This is a genomic window from Streptomyces sp. SM18 (assembly GCF_002910775.2).
Classification (GTDB): Bacteria; Actinomycetota; Actinomycetes; order Streptomycetales; family Streptomycetaceae; genus Streptomyces; species Streptomyces halstedii.
Genome location: NZ_CP029342.1, coordinates 1,745,764 through 1,763,335, shown reverse-complemented (window position 1 = coordinate 1,763,335; position 17,572 = coordinate 1,745,764). Strand labels below are relative to the sequence as shown.

The window sequence follows — 17,572 nt, the reverse complement described above, 5'->3', positions numbered from 1 at the left end:
GCACCCCATGGCCAAGACCGTCATCGTCGTCCTCGACGGATTCGGCGTCGGTGCCATGCCCGACGCGGGCGACCTGCGCCCCGGCGACCTCGCCGCGGACACCTGCCGACACGTGCTCGACCACTGCCGCACGGCGTTCGGGCGGCCGCTGCGACTGCCGGTGCTCGGGGCGCTGGGGCTCGGGCTGGTGCACCCGCACCCGGATCTGGCCCGCCGCACCCGCCTGCCCGTGGCCGCGGGCAGGGCCGCGCTCGGCTACCCGGGGGCGGACACCTTCGCGGGCCACCAGACCATGATGGGCGCCGACTTCAGCCGGGTGACGGTGGCCAGGCTCGCCGACCACATCGACGAGGTGACCGACGCGCTCACGGCCGCCGGCCACCGGGTCGAACGGCTCGACGGGCGGCCGCTGCTCGTGGTGGACGGGACGGTCCTGGTCCACGACAACCTGGAGGCCGACCCCGGCATCAACTGGAACGCCTCCGGCCGCCTGGACGACCTGCCCTTCGACGGACCCCACGGCATCCTCGCCGTCGCCCGTACGGTGCGCGCCGTCGCGCCGGTCGCCCGGGTCATCGCCGTCGGCGGCCACGCGGACGGCCCGCTCCGTGACCACGTCCGTCCCGGCGACGGGGGGACGATCGGGCTGGACACGCCCGCCACCGGGTTCTACCGCAACGGCGGCCTCCAGGTGCGGCACCTGGGCGCCGAACTGGACCACACCCGCCAGCTTCCCGAACTGGCGGTCCGGGCGGGGATCCCGGTCGTGCTGGTGGGCAAGGCCGCCGACATCCTGGAGTGCGGGGCGGCGACGCGCCGTCCGGCCGTCGCCACCGCCGACGTGCTCTCGCACACCCTGGAGGCGGTACGCGCCGAGGGCGACGCCCTCGTGGTCGCGAACGTCCAGGAGACGGACCTGGCGGGGCACCAGCAGGACCCGGAGCGGTACGGTCGTCTGCTGGAGCAGGTGGACGCGGGCCTCGCCGGGCTGATGGCGCTGCTCGCGGACCCCGGCGACCGGCTGATCGTCACCGCGGACCACGGGAACGACCCCACGATCGGCCACGCGCTCCACACCCGTGAGTACGTGCCGGTGCTGATCCACCGACCGGGCGCGCGCGGGGTGGAACTCCTTCCGGACGCCCACAGCCTGGCGGACATCGGGGCCACCGCCGCCCTGTCGCTGGCGCTGGACCCGGAAGGCCTCGCGGCCGGCACCCCCCTGCGCACCGGCCGGCACGCGGCCTGAGCGAGGCGTGACGCGCGGAAGCGGAAGGAGACCGTCCCCACGCGGAAGGGGGCCGTCCCATGCGCGGAAGGGGACCGTCCCCCGCGCGGAAGAGGTCCGGACGTCGGCCCAGGTCGGGCCGGCGGGGAAGCGACGTCCGGACCTCTCCGCGCCGTGACCGGCCCGGCCGGCCGGGCGCGTGGGGCCCGGCGGACCGGACCCCCGGCCGGCCGGGCCGGAGTCGGGACGAACTTAACAGGGCCGCAATATCTTGCGTAAGTCCTTGCAGGAAAGAATCTCCGAGATTTCGTGGATGTGAGCGGGACGTCATCGCGTCGTGTCCAGGGGGTTGACCAGGCCAGGTCAGGCTCGTACGGTCTGCTGCGCACGAGGTTTTGCATCCTTGCTGCAAGAACCTTCAAAGCCTTGAGGGCACGGCGCGTTGCCATGTGAGGCTGCTCCGCCCTTCCCCGTACCTCCCCCCACCGCAGGAGGAATCATGGCTCGAAGATCACTGTCGGCCTCGCTCGCCCTGGTCACGGGCGCCGCCGTCCTCGCCCTCCCCGCCGGTCTCGGCACCGCCGGTACGGCCCAGGCCGCCCCGCCCGGCGACAAGGACGTCACCGCGGTGATGTTCGAGTGGAAGTTCGACTCCGTCGCCAAGGCGTGCACCGGCAGCCTCGGGCCCGCCGGATACGGATACGTCCAGGTCTCGCCGCCCCAGGAGCACATCCAGGGCGGGCAGTGGTGGACCTCCTACCAGCCCGTCAGCTACAAGATCGCCGGCCGGCTCGGTGACCGTACGTCCTTCGCGAACATGGTGAGCACCTGTCACGGCGCGGGCGTCAAGGTCGTCGCCGACTCGGTCATCAACCACATGTCGGCCGGTTCGGGCACCGGTACGGGCGGGTCCTCGTACACCAAGTACGACTACCCGGGCCTCTACTCCGTCAACGACATGAACGACTGCCAGTCGCAGATCACCAACTACGGCGACCGCGCCAACGTCCAGAACTGCGAACTCGTCGGGCTCGCCGACCTGGACACCGGCGAGGAGTACGTACGCGGGAAGATAGCCGGGTACCTGAACGACCTGCTCTCGCTCGGCGTGGACGGCTTCCGGATCGACGCCGCCAAGCACATGCCGGCCCAGGACCTCGCGAACATCAAGTCCCGGCTGAGCAACCCGAACGCGTACTGGAAGCAGGAGGCCATCTACGGCGCGGGCGAGGCGGTCTCGCCCACCGAGTACCTCGGCACCGGCGACGTGCAGGAGTTCCGCTACGCCCGCTCCCTCAAGCAGACCTTCCTCAATGAGAACCTCGCCAACCTGAAGAACTTCGGCGAGGGCTGGGGCTTCATGGAGTCGGGCAGGTCGGCGGTCTTCGTCGACAACCACGACACCGAGCGCAACGGCGAGACGCTGAACTACAAGAACGGCGCGAACTACACGCTGGCGAGCGTCTTCATGCTGGCGTACCCCTACGGCTCCCCGGACGTCCACTCCGGCTACGAGTGGTCCGACAAGGACGCCGGTCCGCCCAACGGCGGCCAGGTGAACGCCTGTTACAGCGACGGGTGGAAGTGCCAGCACGCCTGGACCGAGATCTCCTCCATGGTCGGCTTCCGCAACGCCGCGCGCGGCCAGGGCGTCACCGACTGGTGGGACGACGGCGGCGACCGGATCGCCTTCGGGCGCGGCTCCAAGGCGTACGTGGCCATCAACCACGAGGGTTCCTCGCTGACCCGTACGTTCCAGACGTCACTGCCCGCCGGTGACTACTGCGACGTCCAGTCCGGCAAGGGCGTCACCGTCAACGGCTCCGGCCAGTTCACCGCCACCCTGGGCGCCGACACCGCGGTCGCCCTGCACGTGGGCGCCCGCACCTGCACCGACGGCGGCGGTGACAACGGCGGCACCGGCCAGTCCGGCGCCTCCTTCGGCGTCAACGCCACCACGGTCATGGGCCAGAACATCTACGTCACCGGCAACCAGGCCGCCCTCGGCAACTGGAACCCCGGCAGCGCCCTGAAGCTCGACCCGGCGACGTACCCCGTCTGGAAGCTCGACGTCGCCCTGCCCGCCGGGACCGCCTTCGAGTACAAGTACGTCCGCAAGGACGCGGCCGGCAACGTCACCTGGGAGAACGGCGCCAACCGCACCGCCACCGTGCCGGCCTCCGGCAAGGTCACGCTGACCGCCGACGTCTGGCGCGGCTGAGATCCCACCACCCCACGGGCCGGGGACGCCTCACGCGTCCCCGGCCCGCACCGCTCCACCCACCCCTGAACGCCGAGGAGAACCCGCCCGTGTCCCGAACCACCCTGAGGCGGGGAGCCGTCGCCGCGCTGTGCGCGGCGCTGCTGCCCGTCGTGCCGGCGGCGGCCACCGCGTCCGCCGCGCCCCGGCCCCCGTCACCACCCACGGACGCGAAGCTCGCCCGGGAACCGGCCCGGCACGACCTGACCCGCGAGCAGTTCTACTTCGTGCTGCCCGACCGCTTCGCCAACGGCGACACCTCCAACGACCGCGGCGGGCTGCGGGGTTCACGGCTGGAGACCGGCTTCGACCCCACGGACAAGGGCTTCTACCAGGGCGGCGACCTCAAGGGCCTCACCCAGCGGCTCGACTACATCAAGGGCCTCGGCACCACCGCGATCTGGCTCGCCCCGATCTTCAAGAACCGCCCCGTCCAGGGCACCGGCAAGGACGCCTCCGCCGGCTACCACGGCTACTGGATCACCGACTTCACCCAGGTGGACCCGCACTTCGGCACCAACGCCGACCTGTCGAAGCTGATCGACAAGGCCCACGGCAAGGGCATGAAGGTCTTCTTCGACGTCATCACCAACCACACCGCCGACACCGTGGACTACGCCGAGAAGGAGTACGGCTACAAGCCCAAGGGCGCCTACCCCTACCTCGACACGGAGGGCCGCCCCTTCGACGACAGCGACGGCATGCGGAAGGTGGACGCCGCCTCCTTCCCGTACACCCCCGTCACCACGGGCACAAAGGTCCCCGCCTGGCTCAACGACCCCACGATGTACCACAACCGGGGCGACTCCACCTACGCGGGCGAGTCCACCGAGTACGGCGACTTCTCCGGCCTGGACGACCTGTGGACCGAGCGCCCCGAGGTCGTGACCGGCATGGAGAAGATCTACGAGAAGTGGGTCCGCGACTTCGACATCGACGGCTTCCGCATCGACACCGTCAAACACGTGGACCTCGACTTCTGGACCCAGTGGGCCACCGCGCTCGACGCCTACGCGGCCAAGCGGGGCCGCGACGACTTCTTCATGTTCGGCGAGGTCTACTCCGCCGACACCGAGGTCACCTCGCCCTACGTCACCCGGGGCCGGCTCGACGCGACCCTCGACTTCCCGTTCCAGGAGGCCGCCCGGCAGTTCGCCTCCCAGGGCGCCCCGGCCTCGAAGCTGGCCGCCGTCTACGGGGACGACTACCGCTACACCACGGACAAGGCCAACGCCTACGAGCAGGTCACGTTCCTCGGCAACCACGACATGGGCCGCATCGGGACCTTCCTCAAGGAGGACAACCCGAAGGCCGGTGACGCCGAACTCCTCGCCCGCGCACGCCTCGCCGACGAGCTGATGTTCCTCGGCCGCGGCAACCCGGTGATCTACTACGGCGACGAGCAGGGCTACACCGGAGCGGGCGGCGACAAGGACGCCCGCCAGCCGCTCTTCGCCTCGAAGACCGCCGACTACCTCGACGACGACCAGCTCGGCACCGACCGCACCCACGCCTCCGACGCGTACGACACGAACCACCCGCTCTACCGGGCGGTCGCCGCGCTCTCCAAGCTCACCCGGGACCACCCCGCGCTCCGCGACGGCGTCCAGACCGAGCGGTATGCCAAGGACTCCGTGTACGCCTACTCGCGTACGGACGCCGCGCGGCCCTACGAATACCTCGTCGCCGCCAACAACTCCACCGCACCGAGGACGGTCGAGCTGACCACCGCGTCGGCCGGTATGAACTTCCGTACGCTGTACGGCGGTTCCGGCACCGTCCGCAGCGGCGCCGACACGAAGGTCCGGGTCACCGTGCCCGCCCTCTCCAGCACCGTGCTGCGCGCCGACAAGCAGCTGTCCACCCCGGCCACCAAGCCGTCCGTCAGCCTGACGGCACCCGCCGCCGGAGCCACCGGCACCGTCGAGATCACCGCCGACGTCGACGGCGGAGGCCTCAACCGCGTCGTGTTCGCCGCGCAGACCGGCGACGGCGCGTGGCACACCCTCGGCACCGCCGACCACGCCCCGTACAAGGTCACCCAGTACGTGGACGGTTCGGTGAAGGCCGGGACCCCGCTGCGCTACAAGGCCGTGGTCGTGGACCGCGCCGGGCGCACCGCGAGCGCCCTCGCCTCCACCACCGCGGGCCAGGCCCCGCCCGCCGCCAAGCCCGTCGCCGTCGAACGGGACAGGGCCGTCGTCCACTACCACCGCGCGGACGGCGACTACGACGGCTGGCAGCTCGTGTCCGGGGACACCACCGCCGACTTCGCCGGCCGCGACGCCTACGGCGCCTTCGCCTGGATCGACCTCGGCGAGGCCGCCTCCACCGTCCGGTACACCGTGGAGAAGAACGGCACCGCGGACGGCCCCGCGCGCACGATCGACCTCGCGAGGACCGGCCAGGTCTGGGTCGAAGAGGGCGAGGACGGCCAGGCCACCGAGGCACCTGAAGGCGCGTACCCGCCGCAGGACACCTCCAAGGCCGTCCTGCACTACCACCGCGCGGACGGCGACTACGACGGCTGGGGCCTGCACACCTGGACCGGCGCCGCCGCACCCACCGACTGGGCCAAGCCCCTGCTGCCGGTGAGCACCGACGCCTACGGCGCCACCTTCGAGGTGCCGCTCACCGAGGGCGCCACCGCACTCAGCTACATCCTGCACAAGGGCGACGAGAAGGACCTGCCCAGCGACCAGTCGCTCGACCTCGCCACCTACGGGCACGAGGTCTGGATGCTCGGCGGAAAGCCCGGATACCTGCTGCCGCAGACCGGCGGCGCCCCCGCCCCCGACCTCACCAAGGCCGAGGCGCAGTGGATCGACGCGGACACCGTCGTCTGGAAGGTGAAGGCCACCGCCGCCACCAGCCAGCAGCTCGTGTACGCGGAGAACGGCGGGATCTCCGTCGTGGACGGGGCCCTCAGCGACGAGGGCCGGTGGATCCGGCTCGGTACCACCGAGCTGACCGCCGCCCAGAAGGCGGCGTACCCGCACCTGGCCGAGTACCCCGCCTTCACCGTGGACCCGCGCGACCGGGACAGGGTCCGCGCCTCCCTGCGCGGCCAGCTGATCGCCACCCAGCGCGCCGCCAACGGCGCCCTGCTCGCCGCCACCGGCGTCCAGACCGCCGGGGTCCTGGACGACCTGTACGGCAAGGCCGCGAGCAAGGCCGCGCTCGGCCCGGTCTTTCGCAAGGGCAGCCCAACCCTCTCCGTCTGGGCGCCCACCGCCCGCACGGTCGCCCTCGAACTCGACGGCCGCACCCTCCCGATGCGGCGCGACGACCGCACCGGCGTCTGGTCCGTCACCGGCACGAAGAAGTGGACGGGCAAGCCCTACCGGTACGTCGTGGACGTCTGGGCGCCCACCGTGCGGAAGATGGTCACCAACAAGGTCACCGACCCCTACTCCACCGCCCTGACCACCGACTCCGCCCGCAGCCTCGTCACCGACCTCTCCGACCCGGAGCTGGCCCCGCGCGGCTGGTCCGGGCTGAGGAAGCCCGCGGCCGTCCCGCTGCGCGACGCCCAGATCCAGGAACTCCACATCCGTGACTTCTCGATCACGGACCCGACCTCCCAGCACCCCGGTGAATACCTGGCGTTCACCGACACCCGCTCCGACGGGATGAAGCACCTCAGGGAACTCGCGGACTCCGGCACCAGCTACGTCCACCTGCTGCCCGCCTTCGACATCGGCACCATCCCCGAGAAGAAGTCCGACCAGAAGAAGCCCGCCTGCGACCTGTCCGTCTACGCCCCCGACTCCGAGGAACAGCAGGCCTGCGTCACGGCGGCCGCCGCCGAGGACGGGTTCAACTGGGGCTACGACCCGCTGCACTACACCGTCCCCGAGGGCTCGTACGCCTCCGACCCGGAGGGCACCAGGCGCACCGTCGAGTTCCGGCAGATGGTCCAGGGCCTCAACGGCGCCGGACTGCGCACCGTCATGGACGTCGTCTACAACCACACCGTGGCCTCCGGGCAGGACGACAAGTCCGTCCTCGACCGCATCGTGCCCGGCTACTACCAGCGGCTCCTGGAGGACGGCACCGTCTCCACCTCCACCTGCTGCGCCGACACCGCGACCGAGAACACCATGATGGGCAAGCTCGTCGTGGACTCCGTGGTCACCTGGGCCAAGCAGTACAAGGTGGACGGCTTCCGCTTCGACCTGATGGGCCACCACCCCAAGGCCAACATCCTCGCCGTCCGCGCGGCGCTGGACGCGCTGACCCTGGCCAAGGACGGCGTCGACGGCAAGAAGATCGTCCTGTACGGCGAGGGCTGGAACTTCGGTGAGATCGCCGACGACGCCCACTTCGTCCAGGCCACCCAGGCGAACATGGCCGGTACCGGCATCGCCACCTTCTCCGACCGGGCCCGCGACGCCGTACGCGGCGGCGGCCCCTTCGACGAGGACCCCCGCGTCCAGGGCTTCGCCTCCGGCCTCTACACCGACCCCAACACCTCACCCGCCAACGGCACCCCGGCCGAACAGAAGGCCCGGCTGCTCCACTACCAGGACCTGATCAAGGTCGGCCTCACCGGCAACCTCGCCGACTACACCTTCACCGACACCCAGGGCCGCACGGTCAAGGGCTCGGCCGTCGACTACAACGGCGCCCCCGCCGGATACGCGGCCGCGCCCGGCGACGCCCTGGCCTACGCCGACGCCCACGACAACGAAACGCTCTACGACGCCCTCACCTTCAAGCTGCCCGCCGGCACCACGGCGGCCGACCGGGCCCGTATGCAGGTCGTGGCGATGGCGACCGCCACCCTCTCCCAGGGGCCCTCGCTCTCCCAGGCGGGTACCGACCTGCTGCGCTCCAAGTCGCTGGACCGCAACTCCTACGACAGCGGCGACTGGTTCAACGCCCTGCACTGGGACTGCCGCAAGGGCAACGGCTTCGGCCGGGGGCTGCCGCCCGCCGCCGACAACCAGGACAAGTGGTCCTACGGCAAGCCGCTGCTGGCCTCCGCCGCCCCGCGCCCCGGATGCGCCGAGATCACCGGCGCGTCCGCCGCGTACCAGGACCTCCTGACCATCCGCACGAGCGAGAAGGACTTCGGCCTCGCCACCGCGGCACAGGTCCAGAAGGCCCTGTCCTTCCCGCTCTCGGGTACGAAGGAGACGCCCGGCGTGATCACCATGCGCCTGGGCAAGCTGGTCGTCGTCATGAACGCCACCCCCGGCACCGTGAGCCAGCGTGTTCCCGGGCCGGCCGGTACGGCGTACCGGCTGCACCCGGTCCAGGCGTCGGGCGCGGACCGGACCGTCAAGAAGGCGGCGTACGACCGCTCCACGGGCGGCTTCACCGTCCCGGGCCGTACGGTCGCCGTGTTCACCCGCTGAACGGGCCCCGCACCCCGGCCGGCCCCGGCCCCGCGCCCCCTCCACGGGACCGGGACCGGGGCCGGCCGGGTCTCGTACGGCGGGACCGCCTTGTGTGTCCGGCGCGCCCGCGCGAAGCTGACCCCGCACGTGAACCGAACTCTGCTTCCCAGGAGCGCTTGATGCCGCAGATCACCGTCGACTACTCCGCCGAGCTCGACACCGGCTTCGACCGCCGCGGCTTCGCCCTGGCCCTGCACCCGCTCGTCGCCGAGACCGTGTCCACCACGGTCCCGGCCTGCAAGAGCCGCTTCCGCCGGGCGGAGGACACCGTCGTGGGGGACGCCCCGGCGGGGGACGCCATCGTCAACGTCTCCATCGCGCTGCTGCCCGGCCGCACGCCCGAGATCAAGGGGCGGCTCACCCAGGCCGTACTGGACCTGCTGGCCGGCCACCTCAAGCCCGTGGACGGCCTCACCGTCCACGTCTCGGCCGAGATCCGCGACCTCGACCCGTCCTACACCAAGGGGTGAGGGACCCGGCGGACGCCCGCCCGGTCAGGCGAGCGCGGCGGTGCCGGCCCTCGGGTCCGACGGCGCCGGGCGGCAGGCGCCGGACGGCGGCCGGTCCTCCCCGCCGGGTGACAGGGCCGTGAGCCGGCCCAGCAGATCACCGAACGGCCCGTCCGCCGGCTCCTGCGCGAAGATCCGCAGCGCGATGGCGGCCACCTCCCCGTCGTACGCCGCGCTCACCGACACCAGCGCCGCGAAGTCGTGCACCAGCTGGAGTTCCAGCTCCGCACGCGGAACGGGCCGCCCGTCCAGCCAGAGCAGGGCCGTCGACTCGGCCAGCGACACCCAGGAACGGACCACGAGCTGCAGCCGGGCGGGCGGCGACACCACCCGGAGATGGGAAAGGATCTGCTCGTACGCGGCCTGCCGCACCCCGTCGATCATCACGTTGGCGGTGGACGGGCCGCCCGAGGGGCCACCGCGCAGCAGCGCGGAGAAACCCGGCCCGTGCTCCTCGACGAAGTCGAAGAACCGGCCCATCACCCGCAGCAGCCGCGCCCCCAGAGGCCCTTCGTGCGCCTCCAGGAAGCGGCCCGCCAGATCGTCGGCGGCCCGCCGCAGCGCCGCCTCGTACAGACTCATCTTGCCCGGGAAGTAGTGGTAGACCAGCGGGCGCGAGATGCCCGCCGCCGCCGCGATCTCGTCGATCGACACATCGTCGGGCGAGCGGCGGCTGAACAACTCCAGTGCGACGCAGATCAGTTGGGCTCTGCGCTCATCGACGCCCATCCTGCGCCGCACACCGGTCGTCATGCCGGTAAGCGTAACGAAAGGCTCCGCGGGGCCCTTCCGGCAGGGGGTCCGGCGGCGGGGCGGACCGCTCAGCGCAGCGCCCGTACCCGGGTGCCGTCCGCCAGGAGCCCGTCGAGCCGCGCCCGGTCGCCCTCCTGGGCCGGAACGGCCAGCAGCCGTCCCCGCGCACGCCCCTCGACACCGCCCGTCGCCGCGACGGACACGAACTGCCGGGACCCCGCCGCGAGCACGTACCACCGCCCGGCGTCGGACTTCCACAGCACGCCCGCCAGCACCCGGGGACGGCGCGGCCCGCAGTCGGGGGTGTCCTCGGCGCGGGCCGCGACCGCACCCGACGCGGCGGCCCCGCCGGACAGTTCGGGCGGGGCCTGGAACTGCGCCAGCACCCTGCTGCCCGCGCCCCGCCAGGTCTCCGCCCGGGTGCAGAGCCAGAGCGCGGAACCGCCGCTCTCCGGCAGCGGTTGCCTCGCGTAGGCCCAGGAGTTCACCGACCGGACACCGTTGGCGCGGACCGTACGCAGCAGACAGGCGGTGCGCGCCCAGCTCTCCCGGTCCGCCCGGTCCGACACGTCGTGCGGTGCGGACGGCGGCCCGGAGGTCAGGCGCGCGGGGGTCAGCTCGCCGAGATCCGTCATCAGCCGCGAGGCCGTGCCGTCCCGGACCTCCAGCGCGTGCCAGGACGCGCAGTCCGGCGTGTCTCCCTGCGGACCGGGCAGCGGGTCCGTCACCCCGTCGGCGCGGCGGCGCAGGGCCCGCGCCGGATCGTGCGGTGCCCGCAGGTCCCGTACGAGGACACCGCGCACCCAGGGCGCGGTCAGATAGCGGACGCGGCCGTCGCGGCGCTGGACGACCAGGGCGCTCGCGGCCACCTCGTCCGCGCCGTCCACCCGGGCGAAGTCCACGACCGCGCCCCGCGACGGGTCCTGGCCCCGCGACGGGCCGGTGCCCCGGGGCTCGGCGTACCGCACGACCCGCAGTCCGTCGTGGAAGAGCACCACCGAGGCGGGGCCGACATCGCCCGCGTACAGCAGTTGCGGCGGGCCCACCGGGGGACCGACGGGCGTTCCTGGGGTGTGCGAGGAGGCCACCCCCGCCCGTGGACCCGCCCACGCGGCCAGCGCCCGCCCCAGCAGTCCGGCGTCCTGGGCACGGTCGCCGCGGGTCGGCCACACCGTGAAGTCGTACCGGCCCGCACTCCGCCAGGCCTCCGAGGGCACCCGGCGCACCGCCGCGGGGTCCGGGGCGTGCCCCACGGTGGTGCCCGACGCGGAGGGCGGCCCGGAGGCGGTGGGCCGGCCGCCCAGACCGTCCCGGGGCAGCAGCACCAGCGTCCCGCACACCAGCAGCGCGCAGAGCCCCGCCCGGACCGTCCGGGCACGCCTCCGCCGGCGCAGCAGATCGGTCGGCCTGACCTGGAGCGCGCAGGGATCGAACTCCGGGGAGGCCAGCAGGGCGTGAGGGGCCGTCAGCCGGTCCGCCTCCGCCAGCGCGGCCCGGGGATCGGCCACCCCCGCCGCGCGGAGCACCTGGCCCACCTCCTCGTCCGTCAGACCCTCCAGCCCGCGCAGCACGTGCGCGGCCCGGCCGGCCCCGGACACCTCGGACAGCGCCCGTTCCAGGGCCAGCGCGTCCGTTCCGCAGGAGTGCGGGAACAGCCGCAGCCCCCACACCTGGGGCAGCAGGGGCGGCAGTTGCGCCCGCCGGGGCCGCGCGAACCGGCGCAACGGCAGCCCCGCCGTGAGCGCGGAGCGCACCACCCTCAGCCGTACGTACGCGTAGGCGCACCCCGGGTCCTCGTGCTCCCCGGGCAGTGCCCCCGCGTGCTCCGGAGCGTGCGCCCGGGGCAGGGACCGCTGGACGAGCCAGTGCGCGGTCAGCACCCGGCGGTTGCGCCCCAGCGAGGGGGGCAGCAGGAGATAGCCGATCCGGGTCAGCCGGGCGTAGTGCTCGCTGAGGGCGGCCTCGGCCCGCTCGGCGTCGGTCAGCTCCGCCGGGCCCCCGGGGAGGCGGGCGGCGGACGGCGGTTCAGCGCGTAGGGGGGGCACGTTCAGCTGAACGAGCGAATGATGGGATGGTCACTCCGGCATGCCCCGGGACACGCCCTCCCCAGAGGCTCGATTTCGCCCTGGCGGCACGGCCGAAGCCTCGAAGGGTCGATGATGGCGCCATGACGACCCCTACGCAGGCACGTTCCTTCGACGCGGCGGCCGCCGTCTACGCGGCCAACCGCCCCTCCTACCCTCCGGCCCTCCTGGACGCCGTCGAGGAGTTGGCCGGTTTCGGCCTCGCGGGCAGCCGCGTCGCGGATGTCGGAGCCGGGACCGGCCTCGGCACCGCACTCCTGCACGCGCGTGGCGCCCGGGTGACCGCCGTGGAGCCGGGCGACGGCATGGCGGCCCAGTTCCGCCGCACCCTGCCCGGGGTACCGCTCGTCCGGGGCGACGGCGACCGCCTCCCCCTGCGGTCCGGCTCCTGCGACCTGGTGACGTACGCCCAGGCCTGGCACTGGACCGACCCGGAGCGTTCCGTACCGGAGGCACGGCGCGTGCTGCGCCCCGGCGGTGGACTCGCGCTCTGGTGGAACGACTCGGACGCCACCGTGCCCTGGGTGGCGGCCCAGGACGCCCGGCTACGCCGCTTCTTCGGCGCCGAGGAGACGGCGGCGGCCCAGGAGGGTGGCGGCCCGGCGGAGGACGGCGGCTTCCCGCGCCGGCTGCCCGCCGGACTCGACTTCACCACCCGCCGGATTCCCTGGACCCGGCGGGTGCCCCTCGACGTCCATCTGGCCAATCTCGGCAGCTTCTCGGACTTCCTGATGATCGGTCCGGAGGCGGCGGGAGCCTTCCTCGAACCGGAACGGGAGCGGCTGGCCGCGCTCTTCCCGGACGGCGTGGTGGAGGAGCGCTACACGGTGAGCCTGGCCGTCACCCACCCCTGAGCCCACCGCCCCACCGCCCGGCGCGCGGCCTCCCGCCGCCGCCGGGTGCGGGCGCGCCTGGCCCCGCTCAGCCCCGGTCGAGGTACGCGAGCACCGCCAGCACCCGGCGGTTGTCGTCGTCCGACGGGGGCAGGCCGAGCTTGCCGAAGATGTTCGACGTGTGCTTGGCCACCGCCCGCTCCGTGACCACCATCTGCGCGGCGATCGCCACGTTCGACCGGCCCTGCGCCATCAGCTCCATCACCTCACGCTCGCGCGGCGTGAGACCCTCCATCGGCTTGTCCCTGGACCGCCGCGAGAGCAACTGCGAGATCACCTGCGGGTCCATCGCCGTGCCGCCCGCCGCGACCCGGCGCACCGCGTCGACGAACTGGTCCGCGTCGAAGACCCGGTCCTTCAGCAGATAGCCGATGCCGCCGTTGCCGTCGGCCAGCAACTCCCGTGCGTACAACTGCTCCACGTGCTGCGACAGCACCAGCACCGGGAGTCCGGGCCGTGCCCGCCGGGCGGCCAGCGCGCACTGGAGCCCCTCGTCGGTGTGGGACGGCGGGAGCCGCACATCGACGACGGCGACGTCCGGCTCCAGCTCGGCCAGCGCCTTGGTCAGTTCGGGCCCGCTCTCCACCGCCGCCGCGATCTCGAAGTCGTACGCCTCCAGCATGCGCACCAGACCGTCGCGGAGCAGGAAGAGGTCTTCGGCTAGGACAACGCGCAAGGCAGCTCCATGGTCACCATGGTGGGGCCGCCCGCGGGACTGCTGACGGCCAGGACGCCGTCGAATGTACCGAGCCGGCGTTCGATCCCGCTGAGCCCGGAGCCGCCTCCCACGGTGGCACCGCCCCCGCCGTTGTCCGTGACGGAGATCCGCAGCATGCCGTCCGCGTGGTGCAGGTCCACCCAGACCCGGTCCGCGCCCGCGTGCTTCACCACGTTGGTCAGGGTCTCGCTGACGGCGAAGTACGCCGCCGACTCGACCGGCGCCTCCGCCCGGCCCGCCAGGTCCACGTCCACCTCGGACGCGAGGGGGAGCCGCAGTGCCAGGGCCTTCACGGCGTCCCCGAGGCCCCGCTCGGCGAGCACCGGCGGGTGGATGCCCCGCACCAGGTCGCGCAGCTCGGTCAGCGCCTCCGCCGACGACTCCCGGGCCGTCGCCAGCAGCTTCTTCGCCTGGGCCGGGTCCTTCTCCATGAGGGCTTCGACGGTGCCCAGGTGCATGCCCATGGCGACCAGCCGTGCCTGCGCCCCGTCGTGCAGGTCCCGTTCGATGCGCCGCAGTTCGGACGCCGCCGTGTCCACGGCCTCGTGCCGGGTCTCGGTGAGCCGGTCCACGCGGCGGGCCAGCTCCTGCTCCTGGGTGGGTGCCAGCACCGACTGGGCGAGCACGAAGTGCAGCCGCAGCAGGGGACGGGTGGCGAACAGGGAGACGCAGAACAGCACGAGGCCGAGCGCCGCCGCGATCAGCCCGGTCAGCTGGCTCTCCACCGGCACGAACCCGTACCAGTACGTGCTGTCCTCGAACACCCGCCACAGCCCGGCGGCCAGGACCAGCCCCTCCACCGGGTACACCACCAGCCCGAAGGCGAGGACCAGCACCGCACAGCCCGCCGTCATGTCCACCAGCAGCCACCGCAGATCACGCCAGGTCGCCGGGTCCTTCAGCATCAGCGTGGTGCGCTCCACCTGGCCGGTGAACCCGGTGCGCAGATCCTTGGGGAACGGCCGGTAGCCGAGGGGGATACGGACGTCCGACCAGGTGGCGGCGAGCAGCCGGCGCCGGTTGGCGTGCGCGCGGACCAGGTCCAGCGTCCATGGCGTGGTGACCAGCCCCACCCCGGTCAGGACGAACGCGATGGACACGGTTGCCAGGACGAACAGGGTGACCGAGCCCGCGATGCTCGCGAACATCAGCACGAACGCCCGTCCGCCGGCCAGCAGCGTGCCCCGTATCCGTCCGTGTACCGCCTGCGTCATGGCCGCTCCTCCTCACCGGACCCCCGCTGGACCCGCCCACGCACAGTGTCGCCCGGACCGGGAGCCGGACGTCAGCCGTCCCGCCCCCGGCCGGGGGGTGTACCTGGCAGCACCCCTGACCTGCCCGGGGCCTCCCGTCGGCGTGCCCTGTCCGGGCCGGGACGGCGGCTGCTCATACGGCGGCTGCTCATACCGCGGCTGCTCATACGGCGGCTGCTCAGGACGGCTGCTGCTCAGGGGGCGTACTTGTACCCCACACGCCGGACGGTCTGGATCGCGTGGCGGTACTCCGCGCCCAGCTTCCGGCGCAGCCGGGCGACATGGACATCGACGGTCCGCCCGTCGCCCACGTGCCCGTAGCCCCACACCGTGGTGACCAGCTGGTCGCGGGTGTGCACCCGGTGCGGATGCGCCACCAGGTGGGCCAGCAGCTCGAATTCGAGATACGTCAGGTCGAGGGCGGAGCCGTCCACCAAGGCGGTGCGCCGCGTGGAGTCGATCACCACGGGACCGGCCGGTACGTCGGGAGCCGGTTCCTCCGGTACGACGCGGCGGTGCCGGGCCGAGGCGACGGCCCCCGCCAGGGCGGGCTGCTGGTCGGCGGGGACGAGCACCAGGTAGCCGACCATCGGGGGCCGGCCGGGCAGGGCCGGGAGCGTGTGCTGCGGCGCGGGGAGCCAGGTGGCGCCCGGCGGCAGGAACCCGGCCACGTCGGGGACCTCGACGACCTCGTCGCGGTCGACGGCACGCAGCCGGTGCCGGGCGGGGGAGGGGACGGTGCGGGTGGAGTCCGCCGCCACTGCGGTGGAAGCGGTCGAGAAGGCACGGGTGTTCGCCATGGAGTCAGCTCTTTCGCGCGAGGAGTCGTCTGGGGACGTACGTCGTGCGCGCGGGCCGAAGGCCGTCAAAGGCGGCTTTAGAGGGCCTGCGCGTTCCACGCGCGGCAACACACCCGGTCGAAGTCGTGGTGCTGACGGGAGGGCCAGAACGGTTCGAGGTCGCTGCGACCCGACGCGGTGTGCTGGAAGCTGGCCATGCGCCCATTGAAGCAGATGTCGGGGCGGCGCCGCAGCGCCCTCTCACCCGTCGGTACGGTCCGGCCCGGAACCGGCCGGAACTGGCCCGGAACCGGTCCGGACTGGCTTGGAACCGGCCCGCACCGGCCCGGCGGAACGCCCCGTGAGAGCCCTCCCGCTCCGGGGGCGAGGGCCCGGACGCGTCAGGGGCGCACCACGGTGGTGGGCGCCCCTGACCGGACCGACCGGACCGGTACCGGAGGGATCAGACCTGGCCGGCCTTCTCCAGCGCGGTGCAGCAGGTGTCGACGATCAGCCGGGTGACGACGTACGGATCGACGTTGGCGTTGGGGCGGCGGTCCTCGATGTACCCCTTGCGGTCCCGCTCGACCTGCCACGGGATGCGGACCGACGCGCCGCGGTCGGAGACGCCGTAGCTGTACTCGTTCCACGGGGCGGTCTCGTGCAGACCGGTCAGCCGGTCGTCGATGCCCGCGCCGTAGTTCTTGACGTGGTCCAGCGGCTTGGAGCCCTCACCCAGCGACTCGCACGCGGTGATGATCGCGTCGTAGCCCTCGCGCATCGCCCTGGTGGAGAAGTTGGTGTGCGCGCCCGCGCCGTTCCAGTCGCCCTTGACCGGCTTCGGGTCCAGCGTCGCCGACACGTCGAAGTCCTCGGCGGTGCGGTAGAGCAGCCAGCGGGCGATCCACAGCTGGTCGGAGACCTCCAGCGGGGACAGCGGGCCCACCTGGAACTCCCACTGGCCCGGCATGACCTCAGCGTTGATGCCGGAGAGGCCCAGGCCCGCCCTGAGGCAGTTGTCGAGGTGCTTCTCGACGATGTCGCGGCCGAAGATCTCGTCCGAGCCGACCCCGCAGTAGTAGCCGCCCTGCGCGGCCGGGAAGCCGCCCTCGGGGAAGCCGAGCGGGCGGTGGCCGTCGAAGAAGGTGTACTCCTGCTCGATGCCGAAGACCGGCTCCTGGCCCTCGAACCGCTCGGCCACCGGGCGCAGCTCCGCGCGGGTGTTCGACGCGTGCGGCGTCATGTCGATCTCGAAGACCTCGCACAGCACGAGGACGTCGTCGCCGCCGCGTATCGGGTCCGGACACCGGAAGACCGGCTTGAGCACCCGGTCGGAGGCGTGGCCCTCGGCCTGGCCGGTGCTCGAACCGTCGAAGCCCCACAGGGGGAGGTCCGCCACGTCCTCGGTGGGGCTCCCGGCCATGATCCTGGTCTTGGAGCGAAGCTTGGCGGTCGGCTCGGTGCCGTCGATCCAGATGTACTCAGCCTTGAACGTCACGGAAACCATCCTTTGCGGGTGCTGCGGTCTCTACCGCGCAGCTTGGCAAGACGCGATTTCCCGGCCGTTGCCCGTGTGTGAACCCGGTGTTACCGGGCTTTTCGCCGGTGGTCGCGCGGCCCCGCGCCCGCCCGCCCGGAGTCCTGCCACCGGTGGCGGACCGGATACGTTCCGTGCCGGGTCCCACCGGGC

General features: G+C 72.8%; 11 protein-coding genes. 5 read left to right on the top strand and 6 right to left on the bottom strand.

The features are described 5' to 3' along the window. The first annotated feature begins 7 nt into the window (after positions 1-7). From B9S64_RS07810 to B9S64_RS07795, 4 genes are all read left to right on the top strand, one after another. Entirely contained in the window at positions 8-1,249 is a 1,242-nt protein-coding gene (locus tag B9S64_RS07810) for a phosphopentomutase (protein ID WP_103490017.1), read from the top strand. A 478-nt stretch (positions 1,250-1,727) separates the two neighbouring features. Next, on the top strand, positions 1,728-3,449 hold the full coding sequence (locus tag B9S64_RS07805; RefSeq protein ID WP_103490018.1) for a carbohydrate-binding module family 20 domain-containing protein: 1,722 nt from the start codon (positions 1,728-1,730) through the stop codon (positions 3,447-3,449). Between the two features lie 89 nt (positions 3,450-3,538). Continuing rightward, on the top strand, positions 3,539-8,851 hold the full coding sequence (pulA, locus tag B9S64_RS07800; protein WP_103490019.1) for a pullulanase-type alpha-1,6-glucosidase: 5,313 nt from the start codon (positions 3,539-3,541) through the stop codon (positions 8,849-8,851). Positions 8,852-9,012: 161 nt separating this feature from the next. After that, complete coding sequence (locus tag B9S64_RS07795; protein ID WP_103490020.1) at positions 9,013-9,363, top strand: 5-carboxymethyl-2-hydroxymuconate Delta-isomerase; 351 nt, start codon at positions 9,013-9,015, stop codon at positions 9,361-9,363. A gap of 24 nt (positions 9,364-9,387) precedes the next feature. On the opposite strand, the gene B9S64_RS07790 is transcribed toward B9S64_RS07795, so the two are convergent. Further along, entirely contained in the window at positions 9,388-10,155 is a 768-nt protein-coding gene (locus B9S64_RS07790; protein WP_103490021.1) for a TetR/AcrR family transcriptional regulator, read from the bottom strand. Between the two features lie 68 nt (positions 10,156-10,223). Beyond that, on the bottom strand, positions 10,224-12,200 hold the full coding sequence (locus B9S64_RS07785) for a hypothetical protein (RefSeq protein WP_103490022.1): 1,977 nt from the start codon (positions 12,198-12,200) through the stop codon (positions 10,224-10,226). Positions 12,201-12,322: 122 nt separating this feature from the next. Between B9S64_RS07785 and B9S64_RS07780 the strand changes: the two genes are divergently transcribed. Further along, positions 12,323-13,093, top strand: a complete 771-nt coding sequence (locus B9S64_RS07780) for a class I SAM-dependent methyltransferase (protein WP_103490023.1) — start codon at positions 12,323-12,325, stop codon at positions 13,091-13,093. Between the two features lie 67 nt (positions 13,094-13,160). On the opposite strand, the gene B9S64_RS07775 is transcribed toward B9S64_RS07780, so the two are convergent. From B9S64_RS07775 to glnII, 4 genes are all read right to left on the bottom strand, one after another. After that, a complete protein-coding gene (locus B9S64_RS07775) occupies positions 13,161-13,808 on the bottom strand; it encodes a response regulator transcription factor (protein WP_103490024.1) in 648 nt (215 codons plus the stop codon). Beyond that, positions 13,793-15,064, bottom strand: coding sequence for a sensor histidine kinase (locus tag B9S64_RS07770; RefSeq protein ID WP_103490025.1), 1,272 nt, complete (start codon positions 15,062-15,064; stop codon positions 13,793-13,795). The genes B9S64_RS07775 and B9S64_RS07770 overlap by 16 nt, the downstream gene beginning before the upstream one ends. Positions 15,065-15,297: 233 nt before the next feature. Continuing rightward, positions 15,298-15,903, bottom strand: a complete 606-nt coding sequence (locus tag B9S64_RS07765; protein ID WP_103490026.1) for a winged helix-turn-helix domain-containing protein — start codon at positions 15,901-15,903, stop codon at positions 15,298-15,300. 442 nt (positions 15,904-16,345) lie between these two features. After that, complete coding sequence (glnII, locus tag B9S64_RS07760) at positions 16,346-17,380, bottom strand: glutamine synthetase (RefSeq protein WP_103490027.1); 1,035 nt, start codon at positions 17,378-17,380, stop codon at positions 16,346-16,348. Between the last annotated feature and the right edge of the window lie 192 nt (positions 17,381-17,572).

What these genes read in the sequence shown, in the direction of transcription:
- B9S64_RS07810 (WP_103490017.1), top strand. Translation starts at nt 8, where the DNA reads ATGGCCAAGACCGTCATCGTCGTCCTCGACGGATTCGGCGTCGGTGCC.
- B9S64_RS07805 (WP_103490018.1), top strand. Translation starts at nt 1,728, where the DNA reads ATGGCTCGAAGATCACTGTCGGCCTCGCTCGCCCTGGTCACGGGCGCC.
- B9S64_RS07795 (WP_103490020.1), top strand. Translation starts at nt 9,013, where the DNA reads ATGCCGCAGATCACCGTCGACTACTCCGCCGAGCTCGACACCGGCTTC.
- B9S64_RS07790 (WP_103490021.1), bottom strand. Translation starts at nt 10,155, where the DNA reads ATGACGACCGGTGTGCGGCGCAGGATGGGCGTCGATGAGCGCAGAGCC.
- B9S64_RS07780 (WP_103490023.1), top strand. Translation starts at nt 12,323, where the DNA reads ATGACGACCCCTACGCAGGCACGTTCCTTCGACGCGGCGGCCGCCGTC.
- B9S64_RS07770 (WP_103490025.1), bottom strand. Translation starts at nt 15,064, where the DNA reads ATGACGCAGGCGGTACACGGACGGATACGGGGCACGCTGCTGGCCGGC.
- B9S64_RS07765 (WP_103490026.1), bottom strand. Translation starts at nt 15,903, where the DNA reads ATGGCGAACACCCGTGCCTTCTCGACCGCTTCCACCGCAGTGGCGGCG.